Source organism: Sphingobium chungangianum (assembly GCF_977014255.1).
Genome location: NZ_CDRNIV010000006.1, coordinates 1,715,513 through 1,731,886, shown reverse-complemented (window position 1 = coordinate 1,731,886; position 16,374 = coordinate 1,715,513). Strand labels below are relative to the sequence as shown.

18 protein-coding genes are annotated in these 16,374 nt (G+C 63.0%); 7 read left to right on the top strand and 11 right to left on the bottom strand.

Annotated features, from left to right (window positions below; translation table 11 throughout):
• Position 1: 1 nt before the first annotated feature.
• Positions 2–1,096, bottom strand: a complete 1,095-nt coding sequence (locus ACWNC0_RS15605) for a phosphotransferase (protein WP_449472887.1) — start codon at positions 1,094–1,096, stop codon at positions 2–4.
• A gap of 144 nt (positions 1,097–1,240) precedes the next feature.
• On the opposite strand from ACWNC0_RS15605, the gene ACWNC0_RS15600 reads away from it, so the two are divergent.
• The gene (locus tag ACWNC0_RS15600) at positions 1,241–2,455 is read left to right on the top strand and encodes an aromatic ring-hydroxylating oxygenase subunit alpha (protein ID WP_449472886.1); all 1,215 of its coding nucleotides are present in this window, start codon (positions 1,241–1,243) and stop codon (positions 2,453–2,455) included.
• A 153-nt stretch (positions 2,456–2,608) separates the two neighbouring features.
• On the opposite strand, the gene ACWNC0_RS15595 is transcribed toward ACWNC0_RS15600, so the two are convergent.
• The 6 genes from ACWNC0_RS15595 to ACWNC0_RS15570 all read right to left on the bottom strand — a co-directional run bounded on the left by ACWNC0_RS15595 (position 2,609) and on the right by ACWNC0_RS15570 (position 7,688).
• Positions 2,609–2,908 carry a hypothetical protein gene (locus tag ACWNC0_RS15595; protein ID WP_449472881.1) on the bottom strand — a complete coding sequence of 100 codons (300 nt, stop codon included), beginning with the start codon at positions 2,906–2,908 and terminating at the stop codon, positions 2,609–2,611.
• Positions 2,909–3,055: 147 nt separating this feature from the next.
• Positions 3,056–3,592 (bottom strand): hypothetical protein, encoded by a 537-nt coding sequence (locus tag ACWNC0_RS15590; RefSeq protein WP_449472874.1) that lies wholly within the window; start codon positions 3,590–3,592, stop codon positions 3,056–3,058.
• Between the two features lie 14 nt (positions 3,593–3,606).
• Positions 3,607–4,197 carry an epoxide hydrolase family protein gene (locus ACWNC0_RS15585; protein WP_449472872.1) on the bottom strand — a complete coding sequence of 197 codons (591 nt, stop codon included), beginning with the start codon at positions 4,195–4,197 and terminating at the stop codon, positions 3,607–3,609.
• A 15-nt stretch (positions 4,198–4,212) separates the two neighbouring features.
• The gene (locus ACWNC0_RS15580; RefSeq protein WP_449472870.1) at positions 4,213–5,307 is read right to left on the bottom strand and encodes a phosphotransferase family protein; all 1,095 of its coding nucleotides are present in this window, start codon (positions 5,305–5,307) and stop codon (positions 4,213–4,215) included.
• Positions 5,308–5,319: 12 nt separating this feature from the next.
• Positions 5,320–6,897, bottom strand: a complete 1,578-nt coding sequence (locus ACWNC0_RS15575) for a phytoene desaturase family protein (protein WP_449472868.1) — start codon at positions 6,895–6,897, stop codon at positions 5,320–5,322.
• A gap of 23 nt (positions 6,898–6,920) precedes the next feature.
• Complete coding sequence (locus ACWNC0_RS15570) at positions 6,921–7,688, bottom strand: SDR family NAD(P)-dependent oxidoreductase (protein WP_449474634.1); 768 nt, start codon at positions 7,686–7,688, stop codon at positions 6,921–6,923.
• Between the two features lie 295 nt (positions 7,689–7,983).
• Between ACWNC0_RS15570 and ACWNC0_RS15565 the strand changes: the two genes are divergently transcribed.
• From ACWNC0_RS15565 to ACWNC0_RS15555, 3 genes are read left to right on the top strand one after another with little or no spacing between them, the layout of a single operon-like run.
• Positions 7,984–9,234, top strand: a complete 1,251-nt coding sequence (locus tag ACWNC0_RS15565; protein WP_449472866.1) for an acyl-CoA dehydrogenase family protein — start codon at positions 7,984–7,986, stop codon at positions 9,232–9,234.
• A gap of 17 nt (positions 9,235–9,251) precedes the next feature.
• On the top strand, positions 9,252–9,617 hold the full coding sequence (locus ACWNC0_RS15560; protein ID WP_449472864.1) for a hypothetical protein: 366 nt from the start codon (positions 9,252–9,254) through the stop codon (positions 9,615–9,617).
• 7 nt (positions 9,618–9,624) lie between these two features.
• Positions 9,625–10,326, top strand: a complete 702-nt coding sequence (locus ACWNC0_RS15555; protein ID WP_449472863.1) for a TetR/AcrR family transcriptional regulator — start codon at positions 9,625–9,627, stop codon at positions 10,324–10,326.
• A 54-nt stretch (positions 10,327–10,380) separates the two neighbouring features.
• On the opposite strand, the gene ACWNC0_RS15550 is transcribed toward ACWNC0_RS15555, so the two are convergent.
• Positions 10,381–10,737: a hypothetical protein gene (locus tag ACWNC0_RS15550; RefSeq protein WP_449472862.1), complete on the bottom strand. Its 357-nt coding sequence runs from the start codon at positions 10,735–10,737 to the stop codon at positions 10,381–10,383.
• Positions 10,738–10,912: 175 nt separating this feature from the next.
• Between ACWNC0_RS15550 and ACWNC0_RS15545 the strand changes: the two genes are divergently transcribed.
• The 3 genes from ACWNC0_RS15545 to ACWNC0_RS15535 all read left to right on the top strand — a co-directional run bounded on the left by ACWNC0_RS15545 (position 10,913) and on the right by ACWNC0_RS15535 (position 14,150).
• On the top strand, positions 10,913–11,647 hold the full coding sequence (locus ACWNC0_RS15545) for a GntR family transcriptional regulator (RefSeq protein WP_449472861.1): 735 nt from the start codon (positions 10,913–10,915) through the stop codon (positions 11,645–11,647).
• Positions 11,648–11,658: 11 nt separating this feature from the next.
• The gene (locus ACWNC0_RS15540; protein WP_449472860.1) at positions 11,659–12,822 is read left to right on the top strand and encodes an acyl-CoA dehydrogenase family protein; all 1,164 of its coding nucleotides are present in this window, start codon (positions 11,659–11,661) and stop codon (positions 12,820–12,822) included.
• Between the two features lie 104 nt (positions 12,823–12,926).
• Positions 12,927–14,150 carry a cytochrome P450 gene (locus ACWNC0_RS15535; protein ID WP_449472858.1) on the top strand — a complete coding sequence of 408 codons (1,224 nt, stop codon included), beginning with the start codon at positions 12,927–12,929 and terminating at the stop codon, positions 14,148–14,150.
• A gap of 35 nt (positions 14,151–14,185) precedes the next feature.
• Here ACWNC0_RS15535 and ACWNC0_RS15530 read toward each other — a convergent pair whose 3' ends face one another.
• From ACWNC0_RS15530 to ACWNC0_RS15520, 3 genes are read right to left on the bottom strand one after another with little or no spacing between them, the layout of a single operon-like run.
• Entirely contained in the window at positions 14,186–14,785 is a 600-nt protein-coding gene (locus tag ACWNC0_RS15530; RefSeq protein ID WP_449472856.1) for a malonic semialdehyde reductase, read from the bottom strand.
• A 10-nt stretch (positions 14,786–14,795) separates the two neighbouring features.
• Positions 14,796–15,410: a gamma carbonic anhydrase family protein gene (locus ACWNC0_RS15525; RefSeq protein ID WP_449472854.1), complete on the bottom strand. Its 615-nt coding sequence runs from the start codon at positions 15,408–15,410 to the stop codon at positions 14,796–14,798.
• Complete coding sequence (locus tag ACWNC0_RS15520; RefSeq protein WP_449472852.1) at positions 15,385–16,305, bottom strand: quinone oxidoreductase family protein; 921 nt, start codon at positions 16,303–16,305, stop codon at positions 15,385–15,387. Before ACWNC0_RS15520 ends, ACWNC0_RS15525 begins: the two co-directional genes overlap by 26 nt.
• Between the last annotated feature and the right edge of the window lie 69 nt (positions 16,306–16,374).

Below are 16,374 nucleotides of genomic sequence, written 5' to 3'. Positions count from 1 at the left end.
GTCAAAGCAGGGCCTCGACGAGCTTTGCGGTTTCAAGATCCTCATAGGCGGTTGTCAGCCGCAGATGGTTTATGACGTTGATCTCCCAGCCATAGTTGACAACGGGGGTCGTCAGCCAGCCGATGTAGACGCCCCATATCAGGGTCCGCCGATATTCTTCCCAAGCATCGTCGAAGGCGGGAGGGCGCGCCACGCCTTCCTGTCCCAGGCGGTCCAGATAGTAGCGGAGAAGATCGCGTTCATGCGTCCGCCGGTCCGCGATGGAAAGGCCGGTGGTCACGATATAGTTGACGTCGTGCATCGCGTAGCCGCGCACCATGAGCTGCCAGTCGAGCAGGCCCGCCGTTCCGTCGGGCAGGCGGTAGCTGTTGCCAAGATGGGTGTCGCCATGCAGCAGCGTCTGGGGCAGGGTCGATTGATGCCGCTGCACTGCCTGCACGCCCGCAAGCAGCCTGTCCGGCGTCGTGCGCAGCCGCTGCACCATTTCCCGTTTGAAATTTTCGGTCTCGACCTCATGCGCGATATAGGCGGGTGCGAGTTCATTCATCATCGTTGCGACCGCGCCTTCGAGATGGGTTTCGACCCAGGCCAGATCTGCGCTGAAGCGGGGCGACTCCCAGAAGCGGGCGTGCAGCCGGGCCAACTGATCCAGCAGGGCGCGCACATCATCCGGCCCGGTCCGCACGGTCGTATTCGGGAAGGTCGCGCCCCGCACGCTCAGGTCTTCGAGCAACAGGCCGAAATGCGTAGTAGATGCATCGAAATCGCCACCGAAACAGCGCGGCGCCTCCATCGTGAGTTCCGGCCGGATGCCCCGGTAGAAGGCCACTTCATTGGCGTAGAAGGGGGCCATGATCTCATCGACCGCCCGGGTCAGTTTGAGCACCAGGCGGTTGGGCAGGTCAGGAGGCGTGTCATCGCTATAATCGACTTCGATCGACACGCGTCCGGCGGTTGACACCATCTGATCGCCATAGGTCTTGGCGTCGATGATCCGCAGGCGGACGGCGGTCGCGCCCGCTCCCGTCGTGGCCAGCAGCTGGTTGATGTAATCGACGGTGATTCCGTCGGTGGACGTAGGATGTTTCAAGGCCATGGGGATACTCATCGATACGGAGAGGCGGTTCAGCTTGCCGACGGCGCGACCGCGGCGACCCTATCCAATTGCAGGTTCCTCGATCGGCGACGTCGTCAGTCTGGCGGAAACGGAGCCCGCGGGCTTCTTGATACAGGAGAGGCTATGCGTGAAGCTGCGTTGGAACTGCTCTACCGCACAATGGACGAGCAATTGAAACGGTCCGAGCATCCCAGCGATTTTCCGGCCCTTCCTCCCATTCCCGCCGGCCGATATGCCGACCCGCGGTTCGAGGCGCTGGAGAAAGATGGTCTTTGGAACCGGACCTGGCTGCTTGCCGGCATTGCTTCGGAACTGCCGGAGCCGGGTTCTTATCGCCTGTTCCAGCATCTGGACCGCTCTGTCATTCTCTCGCGCGGCAGGGACGGTCGGATCCGGGCGTTCCATAATAGCTGCCGTCACCGCGGTTCCCCGCTTCTGCTGGAGCCGCAGGGCCGGGCAATGCGCTTTATTTGCCCCTATCATGCCTGGGGATACGACCTTGAAGGAACACTCAAATCGATTCCCAGCCAGCATGATTTCGCTTGCCTCGACAAGGCGCAAAATGGCCTGATCGAAGTGCGATGCGACACCTATCGCGGCTTCATTTTCATCAATTTCGATGATGACGCGAAACCGTTACCGGATTTTTTGGGCGAATTCGTCGCGCTGACAGAGGGTTATCCGCTGGAACGCATGGTGGTAAAGGATCATTTCTTTATCGAAATGGCGTGTAACTGGAAGATCGCCTATCATAATTTCCTTGAAATCTACCACGTTAACACGGTCCATCCCAAGACGTTGGCGCCGCATCTGGATTCGCGCAGTTTCGTGATCGCACTCTACGAAGGCGGTCACATGCGGTTTGGTACGCGAAAGAAGGGCGGGGAGTCCTTGTTCAAGACGCCCCCGGTCAAACCGGACGACATCGCGTCGGTTTTTCTGGAAAATACGGTCGCACTGCCGACCTTCCCCAACACATTTTTCTCGCTCGATCCGGTCGGGTTCAACCTGCAATGCTTCTGGCCGGTGGATTCCGACCGGTCGGTCATGGAAGTGCGCCAGATGGGGTGGGCAACCGAGAGTGAGGACGACAGGCTCTACTGGCAAGGAATGCGCGAGGCGACCGAACATATCCTGTCCGAAGATCTGTGTCTGTTCGAAAATATCCAGCAATCGCTGCGGAATGGGACGATCCCGTCGATTTGGGCGGGCTATCAGGAGCGCGCGCTCTACTGGTTCGAGGAAGAAATCGATCGGCGCATCGGGCCGGACCGGGTGCCGGCGGACTTGCGCGTTCAACCGCGCATCGGGTCCTTCATGGCGCCGCGCAGCGCATGATCGCGCCTGATGAGGCGAGGCTGCGGCGTTCGGCCCTTGCCGCGAGCTGAGCGCGGGAAGGGGCCATGACCGTCATTCGCCCAGCACTTCCCAGCTGCCCAGATCCTCGCCCGCGGCAAAGAAACGATCGTTCATCGGCAGCCCGTTCTGGCCCTAATGGTCTATGTTCGCCACCCAGCCCTGGATCCGGTACATCACCCAGCGCGGCACCTGTCCATTCCAGATGGTGTCGAGATCGATGACGTTGGTCGCGCCTTCCCGGATCAGGCATTCGCGATAATGGGCGATCAGGTCGCGATGATGCTGGCCGCGTTCCCCGATCGTCAGCGATCCGACGGTGAAATAGGTGAGATCGCGCCATGGCCGCTTGTGCCGGCCCCGTTGCCCGTCGACCCACATGCGCTCGCCATTCGGCAGGATATAGGTGTTACCCTGATGGCAGTCGCCCAGCAATGCCCTCTCTCTCTTGGAACCGTGGCGCCGCTCGCATCGACGCGGTCATCCGGCACGATCCTGGTGCGCAGGCGAGTTTGGTCGCCGGAAGGGAAATCCAGCCTGCCGCGCGGCAGGCCGATTGGTGCCGCCGTTGAGCGGGAGGCGTCAGACTTGCATCGCGCCGAAACAGGTCCGCAGTTCTTCGGCGAAAAGCGCCGGCTGTTCGAACGCCGCGAAATGGCCGCCTGCATCCAGTTCGTTCCAGTGGATCAGGCGCGGGTAGCTGCGTTCCGCCCAGCGCCGTGATGGACGGAAGATTTCGTGCGCAAAGATGCTTACGCCGACCGGGATGTCCAGAATGCGGGCCTGAAACGCATTGGCGCTTTCCCAATAAAGCCGCGCCGAAGAGGCTCCGCTGTTGGTGAACCAGTAGAGGCTGATCACGTCCAGCATTTCGTCCTGTGTCAGGGCATCCTCCGGCACGCCCTGATTGTCGGTCCACGCCTGGAACTTCTCGTAAATCCAGGCGGCCTGGGCGACGGGTGAGTCGGCAAGGGCATAGCCGATCGTCTGCGGGCGGGTGCCCTGCAATTTCGCGTAGCCGGAATCATGATCCTGATAATATTGCATCCGCCCGACCGTCTTGGCCTCGGCGGGGGTCAGGTCGGCAAAGTCGCTTTCCACCGGGAAGACGAGCGGCATGTTGAGATGGACGCCTATGCATTCGGGCGGCGCCGCCATCGCGATGGCGGTCGTGACCGCGGCGCCCAGTCGCCTCCCTGCGCGGCGAAGCGGTCATAGCCCAACCGGCGCATGAGCTGGATCCAGCCGTCCGCGATAGTCTCTACGCCCCAGCCAGCGGCCCTCGGCTTGGCTGAAAAGCCGTAGCCGGGCAGGGAGGGTATGACGACATGGAAGGCCGGTGCATCTGGCGCGCCGTGGGCGGCCGGATCGGTCAGGGGGCCGATCACTTTCAGAAACTCCAGCACCGATCCCGGCCAGCCGTGGGTCAGGATCAGCGCCAGCGCATCCGGTCGGGGGCTGCGGACATGGATGAAATGGATCGAAAGACCGCCTATCGCGGTCGTAAACTGGGGCAGCGCATTGAGCGTCCTTTCGCATCGCCGCCAGTCATAGCCCTCCGCCCAATAGGCGCACAGATCTTGCAGCGCCGCCAGCGGTACGCCTTGGCTCCAGTCGCTGACCGTCTGCGTATCGGGCCAACGGGTGCGCCGCAACCTCAGGCGCAGATCGTCCAAAGCCTCCTGCGGAACATCGGCGCAAAAGGCCGTGATGGCGTTGGTCATTCGATCATCGCCTCGTCAAAACTGGATGCCGAGCGCCGCGACGGTGCCCAGATCCTCGCCCGCTACGAAGATGCGCTCGACAATATGCGTGCCCTTCTGGCCCCACTCATCCATATTCGCGATCCACGCCTGCATAGCATAGGGCGGCCAGCGGCGATAATATTCCCAAAACGTATCGTCGTCCGGCACGCCGTGCGCCCCCGTTTCGACAAGACAGCGACGATAGTGGCGCAGCAATTCCCGGTCATGGGCGCGACGCTCCTCGATCGTGAGCGCGCCGAGCACGAAATAGGTGAAGTCGCGGATCGGTCGTCCCTTGCGCACGAGTTGCCAATCGAGCCAAACGCGTTCGCCATCGGGGCGAACATAGCTGTTGCCCTGATGGCTGTCGCCGTGAACGAGGCACCATGGCCCCTGTTCCTTGGCCTGCGCGAAGTCGATCAGGGCATTGTAGACGCAGTGAAGGCGGGAGAGATCGCCCTTGATCCAGGTGGGCAGGAAGGCCTGGTAATCAGGCTTCGCATGGTTCTGCTCGGCAAAGCCATACATCATCGTCAGCTGCTGGGTGTCCACCGGCGTCGCCATGGAGACGGGCAGCCAGTCAGCCGCGTGGAGGACCGGGCTGTCCCAGAAGGCGCCATGAATGCGGGCAAGGCTGGCGACCGCGCGCGCAGCCTCCTCCACGCCCATATGGTCGGTGCTGATGCCGAAATGGCCGCCCTCAATGGAAAGATCCTCCATCACGATCAGTCCCTGACCGCTGTCGGGGCGCGGGTCCCATGCCTCGAAATAGGATCGCGGGGCGGGGAAGGCGACGTGGCGGCGAAAATCCTCATAGAAACGGGCTTCGAGGCGGCAGATGCCCTGGCTGTCGAATTGCGCCCAATTGGCCTTGAGGCAGACATTTTCGGGAATGCCAGCTGCCTTGCCGACGTCGTTGAGGGTCAGTCTCACCTGATATTTGGTGGTGTGGCTGTTGCGAAGGAACACCTCCTCCATCGCCTCGACCACAATACCGGGATAGCGCGGCTGCATGATCCGCGTCAGCCATTGCGCCGTCACATCGTCCAGATGGGCGGGAATGCCGACCGGATTGGGCATGCTTGACATGCGGGAAGTTCCTTATCTGATTTTCTTGAGTTCGCGCAGCGCTCGGTTGGCTGCGATCCGCCCGGCAATCCCTGATACACCGCCGCCCGGATGCGCGCCCGCGCCGCCGATCAGGAAGCCGGGGAAAGGCGGCTTGGGGCCGCCAAAGCCGGTTGCCGGGCGATGGACGCCCGAGCGCAGCGCGCCAAAGTCTATATGGGTCACGCAGCCATTGGTGACGTTGAGGCGCGTTTCGCGTTCCCGCGCGGTCTCGACGAAGCGGCCGACCTCGGTGTCCAGACCGTCGTAAAATTCACCCAGATGGCTGATGACAGAGGCCATGGTCCTGTCCTTGAGCGTGGGCGACCAGCCTTCCCGCGCATCCACGGCCACGCCCGGCAGGTAGACATAGGCGAGAGAGCCGCCGGGAGGCGCCTGCGTCGGATCGGAATTGGACAGAGGGCTGAGCGACATGGCATGCCGGTCGGGAATGTCCCCGCGCCGCGCCATGGCGAAGGACTGGCGCACTTCCTCCGGCGTGCCGATCAGGCCGACCGCCTTGTTGAGATCGGCGTCATCATGGCGCATGTCCTGATGCTTTTTTAGCGTCAGCGGACCCGACATGGCGATGTTGGCGAGGAAGGGCGCGGCGTTCGACCGGTTCGCCGGGGCATGTTCGATCCGCTGTGTCAGCGCCCGCGGCACGCCGCCGGGCGTCGTGAGGCGCATGGCTGTGCGGGGATCGCAGGTCGCGATCACCATTTTGGCGCGGATGACCCGGCCGTCCTCCAGCCGCACGCCCTTTGCCGCGCCGTCATCGACGATGATCTCGGCGACGGGCGCATTGAGTTCGATCGTCGCGCCCAAAGCCTCGATGCTGCGCGCGAGCGCGTCGGAGAAGGATTGCAGGCTCCCGATTGGCTTACCAGTGCCATATTTATGGGTGACGGCGAAGATCATATAGGCGGCGGCATTGCCGTCATCGTCTACCGGTCCGGCCCCCGCCGCGATGCCGAGCAGGAGGGCGATCGTTGCCGGATGCTCGAACCGCTCGCACGCGATCTGGTCGGCCGTGGCCTTCGACATGGCGATCAGCTCGTCCTTCAACCGGACATTGCGGACCGCGCTGCCGATCATCTTGGAGAGATTCTTGACGTCCGGCCGCCCCGGCTCGGCCATCATGAGTGGAAAACCGATGTCCATCATGACGTTCAGCGTCTTCATGAACTCCAGGTAGGCTTTGCCGTCGTTGCGGTTGATGCGCGCAATATCCTCGGCCGTGCGATGATAGTCGTAGAAAAGCGCGATGGAGCTGCCGTCGGGATGGAGATAGGCGTAGGTCGGATCAGGATCGACGGTGCGCAGGCCGTATTTGTGCAGGTCGAAGTCCTCAATGATGCCGGATTTGCGCGCGAACAGCAGTTCGACGGCACAGGGCGTCACCATATGTTCCGGAGCTTCGGGGATCATATAGCCCGAACTGGTCATGCCTCCGACCTTGGCCAGGCGCTCGACCACGACAACCTTCTTGCCTGCCTTCGCCAGATATCCGGCGGCGGCCATGCCATTATGCCCTGCGCCGATGACGACGACGTCGACCTGATCCGTCATTTCCTGTTCCCTTTTCGTGCCGATCAGCCGTTCGCGGCGGCGGTATAGGCCTTGCCCCACTCGGCCAGCGCGACGAGGCGGGTCTTGCGATCGGCCTGGATCTGCGGGATTTTCTCCTCATCCGGACCATCGGGCACGATCACCAGCGGTTCCTTGCCCAGGCTGGCGAGGGCAAGAGCGCAGACCTCGGCGGGATCATAGGCAATGGAATAATCCATCCCCAACCCCTCGGTGGCGCGGCGTAGGGTTGGCGTGTCCATGATCGGCGCGGCCATACCGACGATGTCGACATTCTGCCCGTCCAGTTCCGCCCAGAGCGATTCGACGAAATTGAGTTCGAAAGCCTTGGTTGCGGAATACATGACAAGCCAGGGCTGCCCGCCAAGGCCCGCGCCGGATGACATGACGACGAGGCCGCCCTTGCCGCGTTTCAGAAAGCGATTGCCGAAGCCATGGACCGCCTCCAGCACATTGGCGGCGTTCATCGTCAGCAGCCGCAGCGAGCGATCGACCGGTGCGCCCAGGAAGCTGTTGCCCGCGCCGTCGGCGCCGGCATTGGAAATATAGAGGCCGATGTCGAGATCGGCGGTCGCCTCGACCAGTCGGCTGCCCATGCCCTGTTCGGTAAGGTCGGCGGTAATGGCCCGGTATTCGATGCCATGTTCGGCCGCCAGCCGCTGGCCCAGCGCATCGAGCGCCTCCTGCCGGCGTGAGACGAGCACCAGATGAATACCCATGGCGGCGAGCTGTTCCGCATAGCAGGCGCCGGTCCCTTCGGAAGCGCCGGCGATGATGGCCCAGGGGCCGTATTTTTCGGCGAAAGCGGCGTGGTCGAAGGGGGAAGGTCGATTTTACGCATCGCGTGCAAGTCCTCTCTTGATGCGGGCCTTATCGGCGCTGTGGGCGATTGCGCGGACCCTATAAGAGGAGCGTCCCGCGACAGCCTATCGGGAGGCAGGGCCGCATCAAATCGGAATGGAGCGGCCCATGGGGAGCCACATGGCAAAAGAATGTCGGAGGGGTGCTTGTCGTATAATGACAAAAACGTCATTAAATGGAAATGCTAACGAGAGGAGGGTGACTCGGATGCGATCTGAAGCAGTGGAAAAGCGCATGGCGGACAAGCGGCCTGTGGCCCTTATCGGTGATCCCGTAGGCATCGCCGCCTCGCTGCGGCCCTTGCTAGAGGACCATGCCGCCGCCTGCGAACGCGAGCGGCGGATCGTTCCGCCGGTGATGGCGGTGTTGCGCGCGTCCGGCCTGTTCCATATCACGGCGCCCCAGCGCGCGGGCGGCCCCGGACACAGGCTGACCACCCATATCGAGACCGTGGCCGAACTGGCCAAAGGGTGCGTCGGCACCGCCTGGGCCTATGGTCTTTTGTCGGGGATCACTGGGACCGCGCTAGCACTGCCGCCGACCATGACGGGGCGGCTGTTCCAGACCGGCGAGGAACTGTTTTGCAGCGCCTCCGCGCCTTCGGGCAAAGCGGTGGCGGTGCCGGGCGGCTATCGCGTCTCGGGGCGTTGGGGCTACGGATCGGGATGCCTTCATGCCGACTGGGCGCTGAACGGCGTCATGATCGATACGGATCGGGGTGCCGAACAGGCTCTGGCGTTTCTGGACCTGCGCGATGCGGCCTGTACGATCGAGGACAACTGGCATGTCGCGGGCATGGCCGGCTCCGGCAGCAACATGATTGTCGCGCAGGATTTGTTCGTGTCGGAGGAACTGATCCTCTGGTCGTCGCGCAGGCCGCCCGCGGAGGCGATCCTGGCGATGGAGGGGCTGGAACCGCGCGACCGCTGGCCAATGGAGCCGCTATTTCCCCTGGGCGTGCTCGCACCGATGCTGGGCGCGGCGACGGCGTTGCTTGAAGGTGTGGTGCAGGCGATGCCCAAGCGGCAGGTGGTGGGCTGGACCTATGCCCGGCAGAGCGGTTCGGAGGCGTTGGTCGGCATGACCGGCCGCGCGGCGATGGAGATCGATTCGGCCTGGCTGCACGTGCGCCGGGCCGCCGGGATGCTGGACGAAACCGCGCAACACCGCGTGCTTACAGGCTTTGACAAGGCGCAGCTCCAGGCCGATTGCGGCTATGCTATGGAATTGTTGCGCGCGGCCGGCAACCGACTGATGGATGTCGCGGGGCCGGGCACCTTCGCCCTTTCCAGCCCCTTGCAGCGAATCTGGCGCGACCTGAGCGTCGGCACCCGCCACAATGCCCTGAACGGGCAACTTTCGCTGGAACTTTACGGCCGGGCGATCACGGGCCTGCCGTCCAATATCGCCCTGCTACCCGATATCACGCCGGCGCCCGCTTGGGCGGAACCCAAATGACAGGAGAAGGAAGAAACATGGCACACCCCAGCACGCAGGAAATCGCGACATTCCTAAAGACCCAGGCCGATTTGTTCAGCGAAGGACGCATCGACGATTTCATGGCGGCGTTCCGTGCGATCGCGCCGGGCGGCTTCAAGGTGCAGGACCCGGCCACCGGGCCGGTGCAGGAAGGCTGGGACAAGCTGGAGGCGCTGTGCGAGCAATATGTCGGATGGAAGCTGATCGTCGAAGACGTGAAGGTGAGCGGCAATGAAGCGGTCATCTATGTCCGCAATGAAGGCGACTATAACGGGCATCCTGTCAGCGTGCACAGCATCGAACATTATATATTCGGCGAGGATGGCAGCCTGCTTGCGCGCTATTTCCACCCGATGCAATAGGGATGCGATGACCGACGCCGTGCCTGTTTCCCCCGCTGTCGATCCGCGCACGGCGGCGGCGGCATTCAGGCGTGCACGGATGCGTGAGCGGTTGTTGGACGCGGTGCTCGACCTGTATCAGCCGGGGCAGGGCAGCGGCAGTCTGGTGATCGACGACGTGATCCGCGCCGCGGGCGTGTCGCGCGGCAGTTTCTACAAATATTTCGACTCGCTTGACGCTGCGGTGAATGAACTGGGCGAGCGGATGACGGCGGACCTGATCGCCGATTTCCGCAGGCTGTTCGACGATGTGACGGACCCGCTTGTCCGGGCGGTCGGCGGCGCGGCCATGGCAATGGCGCGGGGATGGCATGATCCGCGGTGGGGCGGTTTTACCTGCCGCGTCGACTATGTCGATTATTTCGCGCGGGCGAGCATGTTCGACCTGTTGGTGCGCGACGCGCTGGATGCCGCGCGGAATGGCGGGCAGATAACGTTCCGGTCGCTCGACGTGGCCGTGGACCTGATCGTCGGCATGACGATCGAAGCGCGGCGGCGCCTGATGCTCGCGTCGGTCGAGCCACGCGCCTATATTGACGAGATGATTGAACGCACCTTCGCCGGGCTTCGGGCGGACCCTGCCGCCATCGAAGCGGCAAGCGTGCGGGCATGGGATGTGATGATACAGGCCGCGCCCGGCCTTGGCTGGTGGCGAAGTGGGCTGGGCTGACCGACGGACCCCGATGCAATCGGAGAGGAATTGGCTCCAGGAGTGGCCGATGCCTTAGAGCCGGGTCCAGCAAGGCGTCCCGGCCTTGTCCAGCGGACCGCAACTGGCCACGCGCGTCGCGCCGTTGGAAGCGATCAGGATCAGCCAGTCGCCGCTATCCTCGCACCTCAGCGCCCAGGCGGCATTGGGACCGATATCGCCCCTGAACAGAGCCTTGGACGTGCGCGTGCATGTCTGTCCCGCATCATGCATGAGCTTGGCGAAGGCCGCGCTCCGGCCGGTCGCATTCTGGGTTTCGATGGCGTTGCTGTAGATGTTGCGGCTGCTGCCCTGCCGCGTCATTTCGGCATAGCCGATCCGGACGAGCAATATGACCGCGATCATTGCTGTGGGCAGCAGCGTCCACAGCATCGCGCGACGAATGTTACCGCCGGCATGGCCGCATGCGTGGCACCACCTTCCATAACCTTCCTGCGGCGTTTTGCATCTGGGGCATTTCATCATGCCGGTCTACAGGGGTTCGGCAAAGCGACACCCTATCCTTGGAAAGGAACCGACTGCTCTGCGCTGAGCCATTCTACAGAATATGGAATCGCAGAATATATCTTCGGACCCCTTATGGGGTTTTACCTCGGATCGGCTTGCCTCGGCCGAGACTTTGCAGTCTCCGGCGACGCGCCGTCAGGCCGTGGCGGCGGTGCTGCGATCGAGGATCGTGTCTGGCGTCATCCCGCCCGGCGCTCTGCTGAGGGAAATGGCGCTGGCGCAGGAGCTGAATGTGAGCGCGACACCCATCCGGGAGGCCCTGAGCACGCTGGCCTCGGAAGGGCTGGTCGAAGTCGAAACGCACCGGCTAAAGCGGGCAACACCGATCGACCCTGACACGACCCGGGACCTTATCCGCGTGCAGGCCGAACTGTGGCGGCTGGGTTATGGCTGGGGCATGCCCCGTATCGGCGCGGTGGAGATTACGGCGCTGGAGCGGGCGATCGCGCGTTATCGGGTGGCAATGGAGAGCGGCGAATATATGGCCGCGATCATGGCTGGCCTCGATTTCCACACCATTTTCATTGAGGCCTCGGAGAGCCGCGAACTGTTGCGCTCGACGCTGGACCGGCGCGGACTGATCGCCCGCTTCATTTTTCTGCACGGCATTGCAACCCTCCGTGAAAGCGGCCTCAGCCAGCATGAAGCGATATTGCAGACGTTCCTAGCGGGCGATCGGGACGGCGTGCTGGCCTGCCTCGACCGGATGGCGGCGCGTCTGATTGTTCTGTGCAATCGCGAAGCCATGTCGGGCGGTGATCAAGATCAACATTAAAGGGATTGATAATGGATTCCGAACTGCCCGAAGAATATCGTTCCTTCCGCGACATGGTCCGTCGCTGGGTGGACAAGGAAGTGCCCAAGGAATGGGCGCGTGCGCTGGAGAAGGACGAGCACCACTATCCTTTTGCACTGTGGGACAAGTTTACCGAAGCGGGGTTCCACGGCGTCGGCATTTCAGAAGACTATGACGGGCAGGGCGGCGATGTCGTCATGCAGATGCTGCTGGCGCGGGAACTGGCCCGATCGCTGGGCGGGCTGGCGTGGATATGGGGCATCACCAGCTTTGCCGGGTCCAAATCCATCGGGCTTTACGGGTCGGCCGAACAGAAAGCGAAATATCTGCCGCTGATCGCGACGGGCCAGTTGAAGGCCGCGATCGCCTTTACCGAGCCCGGCGGCGGCACGGACCTGCTGGGTGCCATGGCCACCACCGCCGACCGGGTCGATGGCGGGTGGAAGCTCAATGGCGAGAAGATCTGGTCTTCCTCGGCGCATGTCGCCGACTATCTGCTTGTGATCGCGCGCAGCGACAGGACCGTCGAGAAGAAGCATCAGGGACTGACTCTCTTCTGGGTGCCGACGAAGACGCAGGGCGTGAAGATCACGCCGCTGGCCAAGCTTGGCATGCGATCGATGGGCAGTTGCTCCGTTCATTTTGAGGAAGCGTTCGTCGCAGACGAGCATGTTCTGGGTGAAGCGGACAAGGCCTGGTATATGCTGCTGCCCACGCTCAACAATGAGCGAATCATGGTCGGTGCCTTCTGCCTGGGCGTCATCGACGGCGTGCTGGAAGATGCGCTCGACTATTTGAAGCAGCGCAAAGCCTTTGGCGGGATCATCGGCCGGTTCCAGAGCTTGCAACATTATGTCGCCGACATCGCGACCATGCAGAAGACGACGGAACTGATGCTGCATTACTGCGCCGACAAGCAGAGCCGGGGCGAGAATGTCGGCGTCGAGGCCAATATGCTCAAGCTCATGGCGTCCGAAAACGCCAATGCCGCAGCGGACATGGGCATCCAGATGTTGGGCGGCATGGGTTATTCGGCGGAAACCGACATGCAGCGCTACTGGCGCGACAGCCGCCTGTGGCGCATCGGTCCGATCACGAACGAGATGGTGCGCAACGGGATCGCGGAGAGTTTGGGCTTGCCGCGATCCTTCTGAAGGACAGATGATTGATAGAAGCATGGTGTGCCACTGTCCCGCCTGACTTCGGGAAGAAGCTCAAGGCTAAATATCAGGGCAATAATTCAAGGAGAGCAAGTGCGATGATGTTTCCAGAGCAACCAATTCCAGATCATGTGCCGTCAGAACTGGTGAGCAGGGATTTTCCCTTCATCTTTGGCATGACGACGGCAAAGGACCCGTTTGACGATCTGGCGATGCAGGTGCATGAGGGGCCTGACATTATCTATGCCGCCCACGCCTATCCCGGCGGAACCGGCGCCTGGGTGCCTCGGCGCATGGCGCATCTGCGCGAAATCTATCTCGACACCGATCATTTTTCCTCGACCGACTTTTCGCCTTTCTCCAAGCTGGTGGGGGGCAACTGGATCAATTCTCCTGCCGAACTCGATCCGCCCGCTCACGGCCCCTTTCGCCAGATGGTCAATCCCGCTTTCACGCCCAAGGCGATGGCGGCGTTGGAAGACAAGATCCGGCACTATGCGATGGAATATATCGACGCCTTCGCACCGCGCGGCCAGTGCGAGTTCATGGGCGATTTCGCGTTTGAATTTCCGATCAAGGTGTTCATGGAACTGATGGGCCTGCCGCACGACCGGGTGAAAGAGTTCATGGAGTGGGAAATGAACCTTCTCCACAATCACGACCTGTCGAAGATTGCCGAGGCGACGCGCAGCGTGCTCGCCTATCTGGCTGGGGAGATCGAGGACAGGCGAGCCAACCCCCGCAATGACCTCATCAGCTTCGGCGTGCAGGGGCGGATCGATGGCCGGGCGCTGACCGACGATGAACTGCTGGGCTTCATGTTCAATCTGTTCATTGGCGGGCTGGATACGGTTTCGACCAATATGGGCCTGCACTTCCGGCATCTGGGTAGCCATGCCGAAGATCAGGCCTATCTGCGCGCCAATCCGTCCGAAATTCCGCACGCCATAGATGAGTTGATGCGAGCCTATGGCGCGGTGACTACCTTCAGAACCTGCAAGAAGGAAGTCGAGGTTGCCGGCGTCCGATTCATGCCCGGCGACAAGGTGGCCATGTCGACTACGCTGGCGGGACGCGATCCGGCCGAGTTCGACGCGCCTGCCGAGGTCCGACTGGACCGGCGGCCGCGTCACGTCGGTTTCGGTTTCGGCATCCATACCTGTGTGGGCATGCATCTGGCGCGGCGCGAACTCCGGATCGCCATGGAGGAATTTCTGTCGCGCATTCCCGACTTTCGCATTGCGCCCGGCCATCAGGTGGAATGCCATCTGGGGATGATCCAGCCGGTCGCGCTGCCGCTGGTTTGGGCGTCCGCTAGCTGAAAAACGGGGGCGTTCGCCTGGTGGACGCCCCGTCGTTAGAGGTCCAGGCAGGCCTCTTCGAAATCAAGCCGGGGGTTGCGGGAATAGAGTCCTGCCGGATCGCCATAGCCGATGTTGCATAGGAAATTGCTCTTCCACCGGCCATCGGGGAAGAATTCTGCATCAGTTGCTGCCTGATCGAAGCCGGACATCGGGCCGCAATCGAGCCCGAGCGCCCGCGCCGCCATGATGAGATAGGCGCCCTGAAGCGTCGAGGAACGCGCGACCGTTTCCTCGACCAGCTCGTCCTTGCCCTCGAACGTGCTGCGCATGTCACGCGACGGGAAAAGCTTTTCGTAAAATTCGTAAAATCGGGTGTCGCCCGCGATAATCACGGTGCAGGGCGCCTGCATCACCTTGTCGACATTGCCCGCGCTCAGATGGGGTTTCAGGCGAGCCTTGGCGGCGGCGGAGCGCAGGAAGACGAAGCGGCCGGGGTTGCTGTTCGCGGTCGTCGGTCCCCATTTGGCGAGGTCGTAAAGGGTTCGGACAGTCTCAGCGGTGACGGGCCGGTCGCTCCATTGATTATGGGTGCGGGCGTCGCGGAACAGCAGGTCCAGCATGGCATCTTCGGTCAAGACGGGCGTGTCGGGCATGATCGCTTTCTTATTTTCCGTGGGATTGGGCGATGCCCCGGTCATTCCAGCCCGCGGCTTCGCGTGCAAGGATTGCATCGGCCTCTTCGCCCAGCTTCGCCATGTCGGCATTTTCCCAGATGCGATGGCCGCCTGTGGCATAGGCGCGCCCATTGTCCCGATAGAGCAGCGCGTCGACGACGTTCGTGCGCAGCTTGTCGATGCGGCGCACCACGCGGCCGGGCGTGCCCATGACGAGCGAATGCGGCGGGATCACGCTGTCGGGCGGCAGGAAGCTGTGTCCGGCAATGATCGAGCCGCGCCCTATGACGCACCGTTCCATGATGGTCGCGCCTATGCCGATCAGGCAGGCGGGTTCGATGATGCAGCCATGGACCACCGCGCCATGACCGATAGTGCAATAGTCGCCGATGATCGTGGGATCATCCCATCCGATATGGACCATCGCATGGTCCTGCACGCTGGCGCAGCGCCCGATCGATACATGCGCTCGTTCGGAACGGACGACGGCATAGGGCCAGAGGCTGCAATCGTCGCCCAGCCGCACATCGCCGAAGATGCGGACGGTGGGGTCGATATAGGCGGGGCTTCCCATGCGATCAGCGGGCGATGACGATCTTGCCATGGGGACTGCCGGCCTGCGCCGCCCACGCGTCGGCCGCATCCGCAAAGGCATAGCGGCATGTGTCGACGGTCAGGCCCTGGGTCATCGCCATGTGGATCAGCCGGTCATAGGCGGCGCGGCGCTCGCTGGCCGGCCGTTGCCCGGTGCCGACGCCGATATGGCTGCGGAAGACGAGATCGCGCAGGGACAGCGTGACCGTTGGCCCGGCCTGCACGCCGATGCTCATCATGCGCGCGCCGGGCCGGGTGGCGCGCATCGCCGCTTCGGCGGGCGGACCGTAGATGATGTCGAGCACGACATCATAGCCGCCTTGCGAAACCGCCTTCAGCGCTGCGTCATCATCGCCTTCGCCCAATAGGGCGATCGCATCGGCATGACCGGCGGCCTGCATGGCCTCCAGCCGTTCGCGGCTGCGCGCCGCCGCCACGACGCGGCCCGCGCCCAGCAGCCGCGCGACCTGCGCGCCGATCTGCCCGACCGGGCCGGTCGCGCCGAGAATGAGGACGGACTCGCCTCTGGCTATCCGCGCCTCTTCCAGCGGGATCAGTGCGCCGGTGCCGGAGATGGCGAGGGCGATCAACTGGTCGTCGCAAAGACCGTCCGGAGCAGGCCAGATTTCCTCTTCGGCCACGAGCGTGCGTTCCGCGATGGCACCGAAGGGCGCTCTGCTATGGCCGAAATAGACGCGCCTGCCGTCATCCAGGCGCCCGACACCCTCGCCGCCCGGCACATAGGGCGCGCTGACGGGGCCGAAAAAGCCCTTCGCGCGCATGAGGTCGGTGGGGCCGATTCCGGCCGCCGCAACCTCTATGACGCGACAGCCGGGCTGGGCGGCTGGCTCGGGATGATCGGCCAGCGCGAAGCCGCCATCGCTGTCGATCAGGGCGGTCCGCATGGCGTTCCCCTATGGTCGTGATGGATGCGGCCGGGCCGCGGAGGAAGGAGGGTTGCCCATTCTTTCGAC